Raw genomic sequence first — 17,499 nt, 5'->3', positions numbered from 1 at the left:
ATACAGGGTTTAGATTATTTCATACTAACGAATTCTTTGGGCTGGCGGCTCCACTCTTCGGAAGGCAGGGTTTTGAAGTACTCAAAAGTCCTCCGGAGTCCTTCCTTGCGGCCCACCTTGGGTTCCCAACCGAGGATCTCGCGAGCCTTGGTGATATCGGGCTTGCGCTGTTTGGGATCATCGGCCGGCAGGGGTTTGAAGGTGATACCTACCTCGCCACCGGTAAGTGCCAGCACCTCTTCGGCAAAGTCCAGCAGCGAAATTTCGCTGGGGTTACCGATGTTTACCGGCAGGTGGTAATCGCTCAGCAGCAGGCGGTAGATGCCATCTACCAGGTCGTCCACATAACAGAAAGAGCGGGTTTGCGAACCATCGCCAAACACGGTCAGGTCTTCGCCACGGAGTGCCTGGCCGATAAAGGCGGGTAGTGCACGGCCGTCGTTGAGCCGCATACGCGGACCATAGGTGTTAAAGATGCGGATGATGCGGGTTTCCACTCCATGGAAGTTGTGGTAAGCCATGGTGATGCTTTCCAGATAGCGTTTGGCTTCATCGTACACACCGCGCGGACCTACCGGGTTTACATTACCCCAGTACTCTTCGGTTTGCGGGTGCACCAGCGGATCGCCATACACTTCAGATGTAGATGCCACCAGGATGCGGGCCCGCTTGGCTTTTGCCAAACCCAGACAGTTGTGTGTGCCCATGGCACCAACCTTCAAGGTCTGAATGGGAATCTTCAGGTAGTCGATGGGCGATGCCGGCGAGGCAAAGTGCAGGATGTAGTCCAGTTCACCAGGCAGGTGAATGAACTTGGTGACATCGTGGTGGTAGAACTCGAAATTGGGTAAGGATAAAAGGTGCTCAATGTTGCGCATGTCACCTGTTATCAGGTTGTCCATAGCAATAACATGATACCCTTCTCCTATAAACCGGTCGCACAGGTGGGAACCCAGGAAGCCTGCGCCACCGGTTATAAGGATACGTTTAGCCATTATACTATTTTAGGGAGTTGGATCAGCGGACGGCCAATGCTTTCATAATGGAAGCCTTTTTCGTACATGTGCTGCACCTCAAAGAGGTTACGGCCGTCAAACACCACAGGCTCCTTCAGCGTTGCCAGTATTTTGTCAAAATCAGGGGTGCGGAACTCGTTCCACTCCGTTGCAATGATCAGCGCATCAGCGCCTTCCAGTGCATCGTAAGTAGTCTCGGCGTACTGGATCTTATCGCCAATTACACCGCGCACATTGTTCATTGCCTCAGGGTCGAAAGCAGTTACGGTAGCACCTGCTTCCACCAGCGCATCAATGATTTCCAGGGCTGGTGCCTCACGGATGTCATCGGTATTGGGTTTGAAAGCCAAACCCCACAGTGCAAAGTGCTTACCGGTAAGCCCACCTTCGTAGTAAGCTTTAATTTTGCTTACCAGGTGGCGCTTTTGGGTTTCATTCACTTCCATCACTGCATTGAGGATCTTAAAGTCGTAATCCGCCTCGCCCGAAGAATGTACCAGGGCCTGCACATCCTTGGGAAAGCAGGAGCCGCCGTAGCCAATACCGGGGAAGAGAAAACGCTTGCCAATACGATCATCGGAGCCGATACCGCGGCGTACCATATCCACATCAGCACCCAGCCTTTCGCAAAGCTGCGCAATCTCGTTCATGAACGAAATTTTGGTAGCCAGGAAGGAGTTGGCGGCATACTTGGTCAGTTCAGCCGAGCGCTCATCCATGAAAATCAAGGGGTTACCCTGGCGCACATAGGGAGCATAAAGCTCGGTGAGCAGCTTTTGTGCACGTTCCGATGTAGTACCAATCACCACCCGGTCGGGCTTCATGAAGTCGTCCACGGCCACGCCTTCGCGCAGGAACTCGGGGTTGGACACTACATCGAACTCGCCTTTGTAGTTGGCGGCAATGGCAGCATGTACCTTTTCGGCCGTACCAACGGGTACGGTGCTCTTATCGATGATAACTTTATAGTCCTGGAGCAGTTTACCAATATCGTCTGCCACACCCAGCACATAACGCAGGTCGGCAGATCCGTCCGCACCCGGAGGGGTGGGCAGGGCAAGGAAGATGATTTCCGCGTCTTTGATACCATCAGCAAGGGAGGTCGTGAAGAGCAGGCGCTCTTCTTTCAGGTTACGATCGAAAAGTTTTTCCAGTCCTGGCTCGTAAATGGTGATTTGTCCAGACTGGAGTTTTTGCACTTTGCGTTGATCAATATCCACGCAGGTAACGGTGTTTCCGGTTTCAGCAAGGCAGGTACCTGTTACCAGGCCCACGTATCCCGTGCCAACAACAGCGATTTTCATTTGGTTTCTATTTGGTTAAGTAATTCCTTACGCTTGACGTAATATGCTGTAGTTGTTCATCATCCATCTCGGTATGAATTGGCAGAGATATTACTCGCTCTGTCAACCAATCGGTAACCGGCAGGTGCTGTTCGGAAGATCCGAAAGCGGCGAACATTTGTTGCCGGTGCGCGGGTACCGGATAATAGATCATGGAAGGGATATTGAGGGTTGCAAGATAATCATGTAAGCCATTCCTGTCAACACCTTCTAAAATTAAGGTGTATTGATGGAACACGTGCCGGCTTTTTTCGCTGCGGAATGGCGTGGTCACTCCAGGAAGTCCAGCAAAGGCCTGGTCGTAGTAATCGGCAACCCGGCGACGGGCATCAATATAATCGTTTAAATGGGCCAGTTTTATTTCTAAAATGGCAGCCTGAATGGTGTCGAGGCGGCTGTTGCAGCCTACGATATCGTGGTAATAACGCACCTTCTGGCCGTGGTTGGCCACCATTCGCAGGGTATCGGCAACGGCATCGTCGTTGGTAACCATGGCACCGCCATCGCCGTAACCGCCCAGGTTTTTGGAAGGGAAAAAGGAAGTGGTGCCCACCGTGCCTATAGAGCCGGTCTTACGTACCGAGCCATCAGCATAATAGATATCACAGCCAATGGCCTGGGCATTGTCCTCAATCACAAAAAGGTTGTGGCGCCGGGCAATGTCCATAATGGCCTCCATATCGGCGGCCTGGCCGTACAAGTGCACTGGCACAATGGCTTTTGTTTTGGGCGTAATAGCCTTTTCAATAGCTGCAGGGTCGATACAGAATGTTTTAGGGTCCACATCCACAAACACGGGGGTGAGGCGCAAAAGGGCAATCACCTCGGTAGTAGCGATATAGGTAAAGGAAGGTGTGATCACTTCATCGCCGGGCTCCAGGCCCAGCGCCATCATGGCTATTTGCAGTGCATCGGTACCGTTGGCACAGGGAATCACATGTTTGGCATCCTGGTATTGGGCCAGTGCCTGTGCAAAACGCCCGACATGGGGCCCATTGATAAAAGCACAACTTTCCAGAACACCCAGCACGGCTGCATCCACTTCTGCTTTGATCTTGTGGTACTGTGCTTTTAAGTCAACCATCTGTATTGCACGCATGCGAAAAATTATTGGTAGGTAAAAATGAAGGCGCAAAAATAAAGAAATAGGTTTGCTTCTGTGGCAACGCTACTTTTGCCCACTGCCAAAAACGCTTACCCTTGCTTTTTTTCTACAATACCTTTATCAACTTGTACAATGCTGCACTGCAACTGGCTGCTGGCCGCAACACCAAGGCAGCTGCATGGGTAAAGGGAAGGCAGGACCAGTTTGCACAAATAGAGCGGGAGCTTGCCGCCAACCAAAGTCCGGTGGTGTGGGTACACAGCGCTTCTACGGGCGAATTTGAACAGGCTAAACCGGTGATTGAAGCTTTGCGCAAGGCATATCCGCACTACAAGGTTTTGGTTACCTTCTTCTCTCCCAGTGGTTATGAAGCCACAGCCAAATATGCGCATGTTCATTACCGCTATTACCTGCCACTCGACACGGCGCTCAACGCGGAAAGGTTTATAAAACTGGTAAATCCCAGGCTGGTTATCTTTTCCAAGTATGATTTTTGGCACCATCATATTAAAGCGGTTGCCGACAAAGGCATTCCGCTCCTGCTCATTTCCGCCATTTTCCGCAGGGGACAACTGTTTTTCCGGGGTTATGGCGGGTTTTACCGCAACATCCTCAGGCGCTTTACCCACATATTTGTGCAGGACGAAAACTCGGTGCAACTGCTCCGAAACATCGGGATCAACCAGTGCAGCGTTGGCAGCGACACCCGGTTTGACAGGGTGATGGCGGTTGTAACAGAAAGGGACCAGTTGTTGCAAAAAGCAGCTGTCTTTAGCCGGTTTATCAATGACCGGTTTTGTTTGGTTGCGGGCAGCACCTGGCCTGCCGACGAGGCATTACTGCAGGAAGCCGCTATCAGATTTCCAGATCATTGCTTTTTGATTGTCCCACACGAGCTGGATGCCGCACACCTGCAAAATCTGAGTACCCGCTTTGAAGGCGCCGTTTTTTATTCCGATTGGGTAAATAGGGCAGACACAACGGGAACGATCCCTCCCGGCAATGTAATGATCGTGAACACCATGGGTATGCTGGCGGCACTCTACTCGCTTGCAACGGTTACTTATGTAGGCGGCGGGTTCAGCAAAAGCGGCATTCACAACACCCTGGAAGCGGCTGTTTGGGGCAAGCCGGTGATCATCGGGCCCAACTACCAGAAATTTCGCGAAGCCAAAGGATTGATCGAAGCCGGTGGCGCATTCAGCGTATCCCAGTCCGATCAACTGCAGCAGCTCGTACAGCATTTCAACAACAACAAAGCCGCCCTGGAGGCGGCTTCGGCTGGTGCAAAAAATTACGTGGTCCAAAACGCTGGCGCCACGGGCAAAATCATGGATTTTATCAGGCAGCTGGAAAAGCAACAGAATTCCAGCTTTAGGCAGTTTAATAGTTAATAGAGAACTATTTACTAAACCACCGAAATCCGAAATCAAAATCCAAAATCATTTTAGGCAAATCTCCGCTTCACCAACTGGTAAAACGATTGTGCGGCATCGCTGCTATCGTCCCATCCCAGTTTCACTTTCAGTTCCCTGCTGATCCAATACTCGGCTTCGGGCAGGATATGGAAGTTGTTGATGGTTTTGATACTCCGCTCGTACATCGCTTCATCGCCACGGAACAATTCCTTGATAAATAGAAACTTATCGTTGAGGCCAATGGCTTTGCGCAGGTCGCGAATGGGTGTTTCCTTTAATTTATTACCAAGTTCAGGCCGATCTTGCTTCAGGCGGTCGTTGAGGCTTTCGCCCTTTTGCCCGATTAGTTCGTGCAGTTCTTTAGGCTGCTGCGAAAACTGCTGGGTAAGGGTTGGCGCCTCTTCGGGCATATCAAAATGGAGGTGGTAAACTTCCCGCTCTTCGCGGGGCTCGCTTACGGGTGGCAGTACAGGCTTGGGTTCCTCAACTGCCGGCGGCTCCTGAACAGGAACTGGCTCCGAAACCAGAGGTATTTCTGGCATTTTAGGTTCCACCGGCACGGGTGAAGCCACCGGTGCAGGCGAATGCGCTAACTCGTGAACCGGCGGTTTATGCAGGGCATACGGCTGCCGGCTAAGGGTCGGCTCGGGCAATGCCCCGGCCTGGAAGGCGGGCTCGGCAGGTGCAGGTTGGATTGTATTTATCTCCGGTGCAGCCTTGGTTTCCACCCCGGCAAAAGGCAGGTGCTGTGCAGGAATTTCCGGCTGGCTGGCCACAGGCTCCGGCTCCGGCACAGGGGCCACAGGTTGCACCGGTGGCGCAGGTTGTGCTTCCGCAATGGCAGGTGCCGGCCTTTCGGCAGGGCGCTGGGGCGCAGACACTTCTACCATGGCAATCCTACGCTTGGGGGGCAGCACAACAGCCACTTTGCCGGCACCCTTTGGGGCCTCGGTACGTACCATTGCCGCCAGTGCATCCTGCAGTTGTTGCACGGTTGCCAATAAGCTTTCGGGGCCTTCCTGCCGCTGGTTTTGTTTCCACAATTTGTCAATTAATTCCTGTACACGTTCCATTTGTTTCCAGTACTTTTGGCGGCTGTCGTTGGGTAATAATTATTCCTGCAAAAGTGGAATAAAATTACATATACCCGCTGTTTTGCTTTATCAAACTGTTGCACATTTTTCCGAATGTTTATCGAACCCAATATCACGGGAGAACGAAGGGGCTGGATAGAAGTTATTTGTGGCTCGATGTTTTCCGGAAAAACCGAAGAATTGATCCGCCGCCTCAAAAGAGCCCGTATCGCCAACCTCAAAGTGGAAATCTTCAAACCCACGGCCGATACCCGCTATGATGATGTAAAGATTGTTTCCCATAACACCAACTCTGTTCACTCAACGCCCATCGACAATTCGCAGAAACTTTTGTTGCTGGCCCAGAACGTAGACGTGGTAGGCATTGACGAAGCACAATTTTTCGATAGTGAGATTGCCAACGTGTGCGACGAACTGGCTTTCCGGGGTGTACGGGTAATTGTTGCCGGCCTGGATATGGATTTCCAGGGCAACCCCTTCGGACAGATGCCTTTCCTGCTGGCTAAGGCTGATTATATAACCAAGCTCCATGCCATCTGTGTGCAGTGCGGTAATATTGCCAACTACTCGTACCGCAAAATACCGAATGAAGACCAGGTGATGCTGGGCGAGAAAGACGTGTACGAGCCGCGATGCCGGCATTGTTATAAAATGGATGGCGCTGTTCAGTAACTGTTTTTGGTTTCTGGTTTTTAGTTTCTTGTTATGGCACAACCATGTCGCTTGAAAATTGCAACCACGAAAAACTAAAAACTAAAAACTTAAAACCTTCTGTCTTCCCTAAGAACCATATGGTCCCTGTTTCGTAAAGACCTGCTGCTGGAAATGCGGCAGTCTTATACATTTTACGGTGTACTGCTATATGTAGGTGCCACCATTTTCGTGTTGTACATGGCCATTGCCAATCCATCACAATCAGTGTGGAACGGCCTGTTTTGGGTGATCCAGCTTTTTGTTTGTATCAACGCAGTGGCCAAAAGTTTTTTGCAGGAAAGCAGGGGCCGTATGCTGTATTACCAGTCGCTGGTAAATGCACAGAGTTTTGTACTGGCTAAACTCCTGTTCAACTCCCTGCTGATGCTGCTGATGACGGGCGTAAGCCTGTTTCTGTTTATGTTGTTTTTTGGCAACCCATTGCTGCGCACCATGCCTTTTGTAGGGGTAGCCCTGCTGGGTGGCTGGAGCCTGAGCCTGGTATTTTCCTTTTTGGCGGCCATTGCCGCCAAGGCTCAGCAAAATGCGGCCATCATGGCCATCCTGGGCTTTCCGCTCATTATTCCACAGTTGCTCATGCTGATGCAGGTATCCAATGCATTCTTTACTTCCCAGCCCGTGCCCATCGGCACCACAGTGATCCTGCTGGGCGTGATCGACTTGTTTGTGATTGTGCTGGCAACCATCCTGTTCCCTTTTTTGTGGAAGGATTAAGTGGTATTGGGAATTGGGTAATAGGTATTGAAATATTGCGACATTAGGATATGGAGCAACTACCTAATACCCAATTCCTAATACCCAATATCATCTAAATTATCCCCACCTTTCTTGCAGTCCATTCAACCGCCCCACAGCCCTGTTAAACAACCCTGCAACAAACCCATCGTTTTACCTTCACCGTTAGGTTTTTTCGCTTTAAATGGGTGTTTTAGCCCATTTGTCTTAACAATTATTGGTAAACATCTTCCCGTATTTTTGCGCCACCCTCAAAACGGGGGCAGGCAAATTCGGGATTATGAAAAAAAGCTGGTGGAAAATTTTGGCGGTAGCCTTGCTGGTATATACCATCGTTGCCGGCCTGTTGTGGAACAATGTACCGCGGCTGCCGCAGCTGCAGGAAACCATCCGCAACCTCTACTTCCATGTTTGCATGTGGTTTGCCATGATGGTGCTGTTTACCTGCTCGGTAGTACACGCCATTAAATACCTGCGCAACAATAACCTGCGCTCCGACATCCTATCCCGACAGTACGCGGTAACAGGCATCGTGTTTGGCGTGCTGGGCTATGCCACCGGCGCCATCTGGGCGGCTTATACCTGGGCCGACCCCAACCTCGACACTTCTGAATCTTTTTCCGCCATTGCCCGGGAGCCAAAACTGATTGGGGCTGCAATTGCCCTGCTCATCTATGGCGCTTACCTGGTACTGCGCGACTCTATCCAGGACCTCGACAAAAAAGCCCGCATCAGCGCGGTATATAATGTATTTGCCTTTGCCTTCCTGTTCCCTTCCATCTGGATCATTCCGAGGCTGCTGCCCAGCCTGCACCCCGGTGGCGAAGGCGGCGAAGGCGGCAATCCGGGCCTTAACTACCGCGACCTTGCGCCCACCATGCGCCTGGTATTTTACCCGGCCATCATCGGCTGGAGCCTGCTGGGTGTGTGGATCACTACCCTGAAGGTGCGCATGACATTGATCAAAGAAAAAAACCTGCTGCATGAAGCATAAATGCCTTTCGCTCCTAGTACTGATGCTTGCCACACTGGCGTCTTTTGCCCAACAACCCTCCGCTACCGTGGAGATGGCCGACACCTTCCGCAGCAATGGTAAGATTTATGTAGTAGTGGCCGTGATACTCACCATCTTCATTGGCATTGTGCTCTACCTCGTACGCCTCGACCGCAAGGTGAGCAGGCTCGAGCAAGAAACCCGTTAATTATTTTGAGGAACATACGAAAACGATTGTAAATGGCACACAGCACAGACTACAGCTTTTACGAAAGCGTGAACCAGAGCTTCGACAAAGCCGCCAAATTCACCAAGTGGGACCCGGGTATCCTGGAGCAGATCAAAGCCTGCAACGCGGTTTACCGCATGAAGTTTCCCGTGAAAATGGACGATGGCCACATCGAAGTAATTGAAGCATACCGGGTTCAGCACTCCCAACACAAAACGCCCTGTAAAGGGGGTATCCGCTTTGCCGCCGAGGTAAACCAGGATGAAGTTATGGCACTGGCCGCACTGATGACCTACAAGTGCGCCATTGTGAACGTACCTTTTGGCGGTGGTAAGGGTGGTATCAAAATCAACCCCCGCAAGTACTCGGTGTACGAACTGGAAAAAGTTACCCGCCGTTATACCGCCGAGCTGGTGAAGAAAAACTTCATCGGTCCCGGCACCGATGTTCCGGCGCCTGACTACGGTACCGGCGAACGCGAAATGGCCTGGATTGTAGACACCTACCAGAGCCTGCGCCCCGGCGAAATTGACGCTGCTGGTTGCGTTACCGGCAAACCTGTAACCCAGGGTGGCGTACGCGGCCGCCGCGAAGCTACCGGCCTGGGTGTGTTTTACGGCCTGCGCGAAGTATGTAATATGCCCGATGTAATGCAGAAGCTTGGCCTTACACCCGGTGTTGAAGGCAAGCGGGTGATCATTCAGGGCTTGGGTAATGTGGGTTACCACACGGCCAAGTACTTCCAGGAAGCAGGTGCCAAAATCATCGCCCTCGCCGAGTACGAAGGCGCCATCTGGAACGATGAAGGCCTCGACTTTGAAGCCGTATTCCAGCACCGCAAAACCACCGGTTCGATCCTGAACTTCCCCGGTGCACAAAACTTTGCCAAGAACACCGACGCATTGGAATATGATTGCGATATCCTGGTGCCCGCAGCACTGGAAAACGTGATCAATGGCGAGAACGCTCCCCGTGTTAAAGCCCGCATCATTGGTGAAGCTGCAAACGGTCCCCTGACCCCCGAGGCAGATGAAATCTTTGCACAAAAAGGCACCCTGGTGGTACCCGATATGTACCTCAACGCAGGTGGTGTAACTGTTTCCTACTTTGAGTGGTTGAAAAACCTGAGCCACGTGCGTTATGGCCGGATGGAAAAGCGTTTTACTGAAAATATGAACACCCATATCCTCGCACAGATCGAGGAACTGAGTGGCAAGCAGGTTAGCCAGAAAGAACGCCAGTTCATTATGCACGGCCCCGATGAAGTGGATCTGGTATACAGCGGACTGGAAGAAACCATGATTGCCGCAACCCGCGAGATCATGGATACCTGGAAGGCCAATCCCCAGCTGCCCGATATGCGCACTGCCGCCTTCGTTGTAGCCATCAACAAGGTTGCCAATGCCTATGTTGAACTGGGTATCTTCCCCTAGTGGATTTCACATTTGCAATTTCGGAATTCGGCAGTTGCCGATGGTTCGGAATATTTGGATAAAAGAAAAGCCCCGCATTGCGGGGTTTTTCTTTTGTGGGAATTGGTTCTCACAGATGACACAGATAACACGGATAATTTAATGTGGGACGTTGGACTATGGAGAATGGACGACAGACTACGGACAAGAGACAACGGTGGACGGACCGTAGTCAGTTGTCCGTAGTCTGTCGTCCGTAGTCACTCACATTCTAATGGCTTCGGAATGCATTACCCGTTGTCTGTCGTCCGTAGTTCGAGGTCTTCCCCAACCATCCGTGTCATCTGTGGCATCTGTGAGCACCGTAAAGCTATTTAAACCCAACCTGGTTGAGCAGTTTTACCGTCGTAGCTTCATCAGAGGCACCTACAAAAATGGTTTTACCTGATGGACAGGTACAGGCCAAGCAGGTAGCGGCTTCTGAAGTTTTCTTTACTGATACAAAACTTACTTCCACGCCCCGTTCTTTCAGGTACTGGCGCACATTGCCGGCAGTTACCGAATCGTTGGGTGATGTAGGCCAGGGATCGGCGCACTGGGTTTGCGCATAGGTATAAGTAGGTAATGATTTGGCCGCCACAATCCGGGAATCTTTGTTACAGGTAAATGCCGAAACCATGATCAGCAGCAATAAGCAGGAAACAATACGCATTGGTTTTTCCGTTCTGACCCGGAAGTTAGGCAGTACGTTGCATCTACCCTGCTCCTGTTGTATAAACGGCAAGGGTTCTTGATGCTGATGGTGCGGAAATTGATGGCATCATTGCAAATCATTACACCATGGCACAAACGAACCAAATAGGGATTGTAACCGAACAGGCGCAACAACTTTCGGACAGGCTGAACATCCTGCTCGCCAATCTGCAGGTATTTTATATCAATGCCCGCGGCTTTCACTGGAACATTACCGGCGAAAAGTTTTTCGAACTCCACGCCAAGTTCGAAGAGTTATACAACGACCTGCTGATTAAAGTGGACGAAGTGGCCGAGCGCATCCTTACCCTGGGTTATACGCCTACGCACTCTTTTACCGAGTACGTTCAACGCTCCAGCATTCAGGAAGCCATCAATGTTTCGGAAGGCAAGCAGGCGGTACAGCTGATTGTGGAAGGCTTCCAGTCCTTGCTGCTCACCGAACGTGATATCCTGCACCTGGCAGGCGAGGCCAATGATGAAGGCACATCGGCACTGATGAGCGATTATATACGCCAGCAGGAAAAGATGATCTGGATGTATGGGTCGTATCTGAAGTAATACCACTTGCCCATACCCCCTATCCCCCTGCAGGGGGTACATAGGTCAGATATACCAACCACAACAACGCCCCTCCTAAGTAGAGGGGCGTTGTTGTTTATAACAATTTTGCGTTCAATGTATTTGGCTGCAAAAGCGGACGCTCCGGCTTAAGTTCCCCCTTGTGGGGGTTTGGTACGGCTTTTTTATACTTCAGTAAAACCCTTTGTTATGGCAACAGACAACAACAATAAAAAGGATGCTTCCGGCATTCCCGACAATGATCCATCGAAAGCTATGGACAGCCGTAAAGAGGTGGAGCAATCGCCCGATGCAAAAACCGACCAGGATTTCCCGGGCTACCCCCACTACCCTGCCCGTGAAGACATCATGGACCAGCGAAACGATTTTACCAGGGAAGACATTGATGTGGAAAATCTGCCCAACTCGCGTAACCTTACCGGCGTGAGCCAGCGTTTTACCAACGACAACAGCCGCAACAAGGGCGCCAATGCCGCCGAAGGTCAGCCCCAGGATATGGGTGGCGAATTTGCCGGCAGGCCGGAACATGAAGGTGCACCGCAAACTACCTCTGACGATGACCTGGGCCTGCGCGAAGGCACCGAGGCTGATGTAAGCGACGATGAACGGGCAGCTTTGGAAGACGCCAGCTATTACCGCCCCACCGACGATGAGAACAACCTGCGCCAGGCCAGCCTCGATAACACCGACCTGGACGGCGAGCCGCTCAACGAGGAAAGTTTTGGCGGTACCCGCAGCGGTGCCGGCCTCGATATACCCGGTGAGGTAGATGAAACAAATACCGAAAGCATGGGACAGGGCGATGAAGAAAATAAATACTATAGCCTGGGCAGCGACCGCCAGGACCAGAACGAGGAAGACCCCTACTCGGGCCCGGTGCGGGATAATGACGCATAACTGTTTTCACAGGCAGCAAAAAGGGACGGCAGCAATCCGTCCCTTTTTGTTTTGTGGCCATTATACCATGGGGGATAACCTCATACACCGCCCTGCTGAATTTCTAGTATTTTAGCCGCAGAAACCCTGACTGATCCTTGCCATCCATAGCAGGGAAAAATGCCCCTTAACGTGGAATTAAACCTGAAGCCGATCACTAGCCTGGAGCATCTGCAATCCTTACCCGGTTTTGCCGCATGGTTGCGGCAGCACCACCTAAATTCTTTTATCGAAGTACAACTGGAATACTCGCGCAAGCTGCAAACGCCGCTGCTCAAGTTTCTGGAGCGACTGCCCGTAGAGCAGTTTAAAGCCATTGTGCAGGAAGGGGCCGAGGAACTGCTGGACATGCTGGCGCAGGATGATGCAGCAGATTTTATACGAATAAGCAGCGAACGCTGGCGCAACAACCAACTGCCCAATATCGACCAGGGCAATATTGACAGCCAGGACATCACCCAGGTAGGTTATATCCGCAAACAGGCCATGCTCCATTTTGCACCGCAGTATTGCAACTCCATGTCCGAGGCACTACAGCTGGCAGAGGAGATCGATTTCTTTACCATGCAAAATGAGGGTGCTGCCTTTGAAACCTATACCGGTCTGCTCCGCAACAAGATAGAAGAGCAATCTTACCTTACCAGCAAAATCACCAATACTTCGCCGGGCATTATCTACCTGTTTAGCCTGCGCCCCTATTCCATTCTTTTTGCCAACCAAACGGCCGAGGAATTCTTTGGTATTGCAAACCAGGATTTTAAAAAAATGGGCACCGGTGTTTTTGAGCACATCATTCACCCCGACGACCTGCCGGCAACCTTCCAGTTTCTGCGCGATATCAGCCAGACCCGCGATGCGGAAGTGCGCACCCTCGAGTTCAGGATGAAACCCCACAACGGCAGCTATACCTGGATGCGCAATTACTTTAGCGTGTTTCGCCGCGATGCAGATGGTATGCCCACCGAAATCATTGGTAATATCCTGAACATACAGGCGGAAAAGGAAGCTACCGAAAGGTTACGCGAAAGCGAAAAACGCTACCGCCAGGCCGAGGCCCTTACCCATATAGGCCACTACGAGTGGGACCTGGCAACCGACCTGGTGCTGTGGTCGGAGGAGTTGTACCGCATTTACGAACTTGACCTGGCACTTCCGCCGCTCACGGCTACTGAGATATTTGGCCTCACGCATCCGGATGACCTGCCCAAAGTGCAGCAACTGATGCAGGTGGCTTTGGAAAACCTCACGCCTTATTCTTTTTATTACCGCATGATCATGCCTGATGGCAGGATCAAAATTGTACAGTCGCAGGGCGAAATCATCTCCAACACCGATGGCAAGCCGACCTTTGTGGTAGGCACCCTGCAGGATATAACAGAAAAGCAAAACCTGATAGAGCAGTTGCGGTACAGCGAAGAAATGTATAAGCAGGCGGAGCAACTGGCACACCTGGGCAACTTTAACTGGAACATGCAGACCAACCAGTTATCTGTTTCGGAAGAAATTTACCGTATTTATGGCCTCGACCCCAAAAAGGACGAATTCACATTTGAGCGCTACCTTTCCTTGATCCATCCCGAAGACCGGGAAAAGGCCCTCCAACTGATGCAGGAGGTGCTGGATCAAAAAGAAACCCGCGAGAACATCCACCGCATCATTCGTACGGACGGCACGGTGAGATATGTGTACTCCGTAGGGCAGGTAAAGCTGGATGACAAGGGCAAACCGCTTTGCATGATAGGTTCGGCACAGGATATCACCGAAAGGCAGGTGCTGATCGAACAATTGCAGGAAAGCCAGAAGCTATACCAGCAGGCTCAAACCATGGCCAAACTGGGCAACTGGACCCTTGACCTGCGTACCGATATGGCCAACTGGAGCGATGAGATGTTTCACATCTACGAACTGCCGGTTACTCCAACACCCATTTCTTACCAGGATTGGCAACAATTTATTCACCCCGATGACTTTGATGGGGTGATGGCCTATTTTGAATACTGCAAACAAAACCGGGTGCCCTATGATAAGGTGCACCGCGTTGTGCTGAACTCGGGCAAGGTGAAAATCCTGCACCGCAAGGCAGAAATACTGTACAACGAAAATGGCGACCCTGTAAAAGTGTTGGGCACCACACAGGATGTAACCGAACAGCTGCGGGTACAACAGGAGCTGCGCGAAAACCAGATGTTCCTGCGCAAAGTTACCGATGCCACTCCGGCCATTATTGCTACCTACCAGGTGCAGACGGGCAAGTATCCCTATGTGAGCAAAGGCATACAAAACCTGCTGGGCTTTACCCCCGAACAGGCGCAGGCCGAGGGCAACGATTTTTTCCGCAACATCATGCATCCCGATGACCTGGAAGCGGTGATCAGGCAAAAGCAATACATCTACGAGCAAAGCCGCCCTGATGGCGAAGGCAGGGAAGCCATCACAGAGTTTTCCTACCGCATGAAAGATGCGCAGGGCAATTACCGCTGGTTTCACACCTATGCCACGCCTTTCGACCGCAACGAGGAAGGCAGGCTGGAACACATGCTCAATATCTCGCTCGACATAACGGACCAGAAGGAAGCCACGCGGAAGATCATGGAGCAGGAGCAATTCATTCAAAACATTGCCGATGCATCGCCCACCATCCTTTATGTGTATGATGTTACCAGCGCAAGCTTTGCGTATGTAAACCGGGAAATTTATTTCATGCTGGGGTACAACCCCGAAGAGGTGCTGGCAATGGGCGATAAGGTTACCGAGCTGCTGTATCACCCCGAGGACCTCGACCTGGTGCCCGAAAGAAAAGGCAGCAATCGAAAGATCCAGGAAAAAGACCTGATGATCCAGTACGAATGCCGCCTCAAACACAGCAACGGCAACTGGCAGTGGTTCCTGGTTCGCGAAGTGGTTTTTCTTACCGACGATGCCGACCGGCCCAAGCAGATTGTTGGTGCCGCCCTGGATATTTCAAAGCGCAAGGACATGGAGCGCACCCTGCTGCAAAACTCTTTCCTGCTGAAGCAATCCAATGCCAGCCTGGAGGAGTTTGCCTATGTGGCTTCGCATGACCTGAAAGAACCGTTGCGCAAGATATCTACCTTTGGCGACCGGCTGGCAGCTACCCAGGGCGACAAGCTGGGTGACGACGGAAAGATCTATCTATCCAAGATCATTGATGCATCACAGCGCATGCAAACCATGATCTCCGATCTTTTGTCAATTTCCCTGATTACCGGCAATAAAAGTTATGAATCCTGTAGCCTCCAACAGGTGCTGGAAGAAACCCTGCAAACCCTGGAGTTTAAAATTGAACAGAAAAACGCAGTGATCGAATCCGATGGCTTGCCTGTCGCCCGCATTGTACCTTCACAGTTCCGGCAACTATTTCAAAACCTGATTGCCAACTCCCTGAAATTTGTTACCGATGGCGTTCGCCCTCATATCACGATCACGCACCGCTACCTGTTGCCGGCGGAAATAAAAGAGTACGTGTTGCAAAAGGCCGACCGGTACCTCGAGATCGTATTGCAGGATAATGGTATAGGTTTTGAAAATGAATTTGCCGGGAAAATCTTTCTGATTTTTCAACGCCTTCATGGCCGTTCCGAATACGAGGGTTCGGGTATTGGCCTGGCTATTTGTAAAAAGATCGTAGAGCACCATGGCGGTGTCATCTTCGCTACGGGCAGCCCCGGCGAAGGCGCCCGTTTTACCATCCTGCTTCCCGACCCTGAAGAAAACTAAGCCCTGGAACAAAGACAGGAGTTAACGAAACGCAGCTTCATGAAATTAAATAAAACCATAGTTATTGTTGACGATGATGCCGATGACCGGGAAATTATCAGGGATGCTTTTGAGGCCAGTGGTGATGGACTTAACCATGTGTTTATGGAAAACGGCGACCGCCTGATGCAATACCTGGCAGCCACCGCAATGGAGGGCAACCTGCCTTCCCTGATTCTCATCGACCTGAATATGCCCGGCAAAGATGGCCGCGAGGCATTGCGCGAAATAAAAAGCAGCGAACAATTGCTGTCCATACCCACCATTGTCTTTACCACTTCTTCTTCGGACCGCGACCGCCAGGCCACTTACCATATGGGCGCCAACTGCTTTATCACCAAACCCGATACTTTCAACAAGCTGGTGGAGTTGGCAAAATGTATCAGGCATCTGTGGCTGCCCGAAGACCTGTAATGCAACCGCAGCATTCTGTCCAGGCCCTCTTCTTACCACAAACGGAACAGGCTTTGCATAACTGCCCACATGCAGCAAACAGAGTGGCATATCGGGTGTTCGGGGTTTTCGTACAAAGAATGGAAAGACAAGTTCTACCCGAAGGGATTGGCAACAGGCAAATGGTTTGAGTATTATTGCCAGCACTTCAACTGCGTGGAGCTGAATGTTACTTTTTATCGCTTTCCGCAGGTGACCACCCTTCAGGGATGGCACCGCCGCTCACCGGAAGGATTTAGGTTTGCAGCCAAAGCACCACGCACCATTACCCACTACAAAAAGTTTAAGGAAGCACATACGGAGGTAGCCGATTTTTACAAAGTGCTGCAGTATGGTTTGGCAGAAAAACTGGGTGCCGTATTGTTTCAAACACCGCCCTCCTTTGCTTTCAGTGAAGAAAACCTCGCTAATATCATCAGCCACCTAAATCCGGAAGTAACCAATGTGGTGGAGTTCCGCCACGAAAGCTGGTGGCAGCCCGAAGTGTGGGAACAACTGCAGGCGAACAACATCGTAGTATCGGGCACCTCCTACCCCGGCCTTCCCGACACCCTGCCCGAACAACAAACCACTGCCTACTACCGCCTGCATGGCGTGCCGCACCTGTACCACTCACCTTATACTGAGCCCTATATCCGCAAAGTGGCCGGCAGGGTTTCGGGTGCACAGAAAGCCTTTGTGTTTTTTGACAATACCGCCTCGGGTGCTGCCATACAAAATGCGCAGTACCTGCAGGAACTGGTTGGGTTTAAAACCAACTGAATAAAAAAAGCACACGGCCTAAAGGCAATCCAGCCCTCCATAAAAACGAGGGTAAACCTGTTCAAATAAAAGGGATTATTTGCCAATTATCTTCAACACAATTTATTGAAATTCAGCGTACTTATCTTTTTCCCTTAACACCTCCTTGCTACATTTATTAGTAAATTTGTGCCTCA

General features: G+C 51.2%; 16 protein-coding genes. 11 read left to right on the top strand and 5 right to left on the bottom strand.

What is annotated here, in order from left to right; all coding sequences use genetic code 11:
• Positions 1–14: 14 nt before the first annotated feature.
• The 3 genes from BUE76_RS09450 to BUE76_RS09440 are packed head-to-tail and all read right to left on the bottom strand — an operon-like array spanning position 15 to position 3,458.
• Positions 15–995 (bottom strand): UDP-glucuronic acid decarboxylase family protein, encoded by a 981-nt coding sequence (locus BUE76_RS09450; protein WP_073042323.1) that lies wholly within the window; start codon positions 993–995, stop codon positions 15–17.
• On the bottom strand, positions 995–2,320 hold the full coding sequence (locus BUE76_RS09445) for a UDP-glucose dehydrogenase family protein (RefSeq protein WP_073042324.1): 1,326 nt from the start codon (positions 2,318–2,320) through the stop codon (positions 995–997). Before BUE76_RS09445 ends, BUE76_RS09450 begins: the two co-directional genes overlap by 1 nt.
• 7 nt (positions 2,321–2,327) lie before the next feature.
• Positions 2,328–3,458 carry a DegT/DnrJ/EryC1/StrS family aminotransferase gene (locus BUE76_RS09440; protein ID WP_073042325.1) on the bottom strand — a complete coding sequence of 377 codons (1,131 nt, stop codon included), beginning with the start codon at positions 3,456–3,458 and terminating at the stop codon, positions 2,328–2,330.
• Positions 3,459–3,559: 101 nt separating this feature from the next.
• Here BUE76_RS09440 and BUE76_RS09435 point away from each other — a divergent pair, with 101 nt between their 5' ends.
• Positions 3,560–4,858, top strand: coding sequence for a 3-deoxy-D-manno-octulosonic acid transferase (locus BUE76_RS09435; protein ID WP_073042326.1), 1,299 nt, complete (start codon positions 3,560–3,562; stop codon positions 4,856–4,858).
• Positions 4,859–4,911: 53 nt separating this feature from the next.
• On the opposite strand, the gene BUE76_RS09430 is transcribed toward BUE76_RS09435, so the two are convergent.
• Complete coding sequence (locus tag BUE76_RS09430; protein ID WP_073042327.1) at positions 4,912–5,955, bottom strand: hypothetical protein; 1,044 nt, start codon at positions 5,953–5,955, stop codon at positions 4,912–4,914.
• Positions 5,956–6,069: 114 nt separating this feature from the next.
• Here BUE76_RS09430 and BUE76_RS09425 point away from each other — a divergent pair, with 114 nt between their 5' ends.
• The 5 genes from BUE76_RS09425 to BUE76_RS09405 all read left to right on the top strand — a co-directional run bounded on the left by BUE76_RS09425 (position 6,070) and on the right by BUE76_RS09405 (position 10,081).
• Positions 6,070–6,648, top strand: a complete 579-nt coding sequence (locus tag BUE76_RS09425; protein ID WP_073042328.1) for a thymidine kinase — start codon at positions 6,070–6,072, stop codon at positions 6,646–6,648.
• 153 nt (positions 6,649–6,801) lie between these two features.
• Positions 6,802–7,404 carry a heme exporter protein CcmB gene (locus BUE76_RS09420; protein ID WP_245798336.1) on the top strand — a complete coding sequence of 201 codons (603 nt, stop codon included), beginning with the start codon at positions 6,802–6,804 and terminating at the stop codon, positions 7,402–7,404.
• 301 nt (positions 7,405–7,705) lie between these two features.
• Positions 7,706–8,419, top strand: a complete 714-nt coding sequence (gene ccsA, locus BUE76_RS09415) for a cytochrome c biogenesis protein CcsA (protein WP_073042330.1) — start codon at positions 7,706–7,708, stop codon at positions 8,417–8,419.
• Entirely contained in the window at positions 8,409–8,627 is a 219-nt protein-coding gene (locus BUE76_RS09410; protein WP_073042331.1) for a CcmD family protein, read from the top strand. The genes ccsA and BUE76_RS09410 overlap by 11 nt, the downstream gene beginning before the upstream one ends.
• 32 nt (positions 8,628–8,659) lie before the next feature.
• The gene (locus BUE76_RS09405) at positions 8,660–10,081 is read left to right on the top strand and encodes a Glu/Leu/Phe/Val family dehydrogenase (protein WP_073042332.1); all 1,422 of its coding nucleotides are present in this window, start codon (positions 8,660–8,662) and stop codon (positions 10,079–10,081) included.
• 349 nt (positions 10,082–10,430) lie between these two features.
• Here the strand turns inward: BUE76_RS09405 and BUE76_RS09400 are convergent, their stop codons facing one another.
• Positions 10,431–10,772 carry a hypothetical protein gene (locus BUE76_RS09400; RefSeq protein WP_073042333.1) on the bottom strand — a complete coding sequence of 114 codons (342 nt, stop codon included), beginning with the start codon at positions 10,770–10,772 and terminating at the stop codon, positions 10,431–10,433.
• Between the two features lie 128 nt (positions 10,773–10,900).
• On the opposite strand from BUE76_RS09400, the gene BUE76_RS09395 reads away from it, so the two are divergent.
• The 5 genes from BUE76_RS09395 to BUE76_RS09375 all read left to right on the top strand — a co-directional run bounded on the left by BUE76_RS09395 (position 10,901) and on the right by BUE76_RS09375 (position 17,323).
• The gene (locus BUE76_RS09395) at positions 10,901–11,374 is read left to right on the top strand and encodes a Dps family protein (protein ID WP_073042335.1); all 474 of its coding nucleotides are present in this window, start codon (positions 10,901–10,903) and stop codon (positions 11,372–11,374) included.
• 210 nt (positions 11,375–11,584) lie between these two features.
• On the top strand, positions 11,585–12,292 hold the full coding sequence (locus BUE76_RS09390; protein ID WP_073042337.1) for a hypothetical protein: 708 nt from the start codon (positions 11,585–11,587) through the stop codon (positions 12,290–12,292).
• Between the two features lie 171 nt (positions 12,293–12,463).
• The gene (locus tag BUE76_RS09385) at positions 12,464–16,069 is read left to right on the top strand and encodes a PAS domain-containing protein (protein WP_158069946.1); all 3,606 of its coding nucleotides are present in this window, start codon (positions 12,464–12,466) and stop codon (positions 16,067–16,069) included.
• 39 nt (positions 16,070–16,108) lie between these two features.
• Positions 16,109–16,522 (top strand): response regulator, encoded by a 414-nt coding sequence (locus BUE76_RS09380; RefSeq protein ID WP_073042341.1) that lies wholly within the window; start codon positions 16,109–16,111, stop codon positions 16,520–16,522.
• A gap of 69 nt (positions 16,523–16,591) precedes the next feature.
• The gene (locus BUE76_RS09375; RefSeq protein WP_073042342.1) at positions 16,592–17,323 is read left to right on the top strand and encodes a DUF72 domain-containing protein; all 732 of its coding nucleotides are present in this window, start codon (positions 16,592–16,594) and stop codon (positions 17,321–17,323) included.
• Positions 17,324–17,499: the final 176 nt, after the last annotated feature.

The sequence above is a fragment of the Cnuella takakiae genome, from assembly GCF_001953305.1.
In the GTDB taxonomy this organism is placed as follows: domain Bacteria; phylum Bacteroidota; class Bacteroidia; order Chitinophagales; family Chitinophagaceae; genus Flavisolibacter; species Flavisolibacter takakiae.
This window is presented reverse-complemented; position numbering and strand designations above follow the sequence as displayed.

What these genes read in the sequence shown, in the direction of transcription:
- BUE76_RS09450 (WP_073042323.1), bottom strand. Translation starts at nt 995, where the DNA reads ATGGCTAAACGTATCCTTATAACCGGTGGCGCAGGCTTCCTGGGTTCC.
- BUE76_RS09445 (WP_073042324.1), bottom strand. Translation starts at nt 2,320, where the DNA reads ATGAAAATCGCTGTTGTTGGCACGGGATACGTGGGCCTGGTAACAGGT.
- BUE76_RS09440 (WP_073042325.1), bottom strand. Translation starts at nt 3,458, where the DNA reads ATGCGTGCAATACAGATGGTTGACTTAAAAGCACAGTACCACAAGATC.
- BUE76_RS09430 (WP_073042327.1), bottom strand. Translation starts at nt 5,955, where the DNA reads ATGGAACGTGTACAGGAATTAATTGACAAATTGTGGAAACAAAACCAG.
- BUE76_RS09425 (WP_073042328.1), top strand. Translation starts at nt 6,070, where the DNA reads ATGTTTATCGAACCCAATATCACGGGAGAACGAAGGGGCTGGATAGAA.
- BUE76_RS09420 (WP_245798336.1), top strand. Translation starts at nt 6,802, where the DNA reads ATGCGGCAGTCTTATACATTTTACGGTGTACTGCTATATGTAGGTGCC.
- ccsA (WP_073042330.1), top strand. Translation starts at nt 7,706, where the DNA reads ATGAAAAAAAGCTGGTGGAAAATTTTGGCGGTAGCCTTGCTGGTATAT.
- BUE76_RS09410 (WP_073042331.1), top strand. Translation starts at nt 8,409, where the DNA reads ATGAAGCATAAATGCCTTTCGCTCCTAGTACTGATGCTTGCCACACTG.
- BUE76_RS09405 (WP_073042332.1), top strand. Translation starts at nt 8,660, where the DNA reads ATGGCACACAGCACAGACTACAGCTTTTACGAAAGCGTGAACCAGAGC.
- BUE76_RS09400 (WP_073042333.1), bottom strand. Translation starts at nt 10,772, where the DNA reads ATGCGTATTGTTTCCTGCTTATTGCTGCTGATCATGGTTTCGGCATTT.
- BUE76_RS09395 (WP_073042335.1), top strand. Translation starts at nt 10,901, where the DNA reads ATGGCACAAACGAACCAAATAGGGATTGTAACCGAACAGGCGCAACAA.
- BUE76_RS09390 (WP_073042337.1), top strand. Translation starts at nt 11,585, where the DNA reads ATGGCAACAGACAACAACAATAAAAAGGATGCTTCCGGCATTCCCGAC.
- BUE76_RS09380 (WP_073042341.1), top strand. Translation starts at nt 16,109, where the DNA reads ATGAAATTAAATAAAACCATAGTTATTGTTGACGATGATGCCGATGAC.
- BUE76_RS09375 (WP_073042342.1), top strand. Translation starts at nt 16,592, where the DNA reads ATGCAGCAAACAGAGTGGCATATCGGGTGTTCGGGGTTTTCGTACAAA.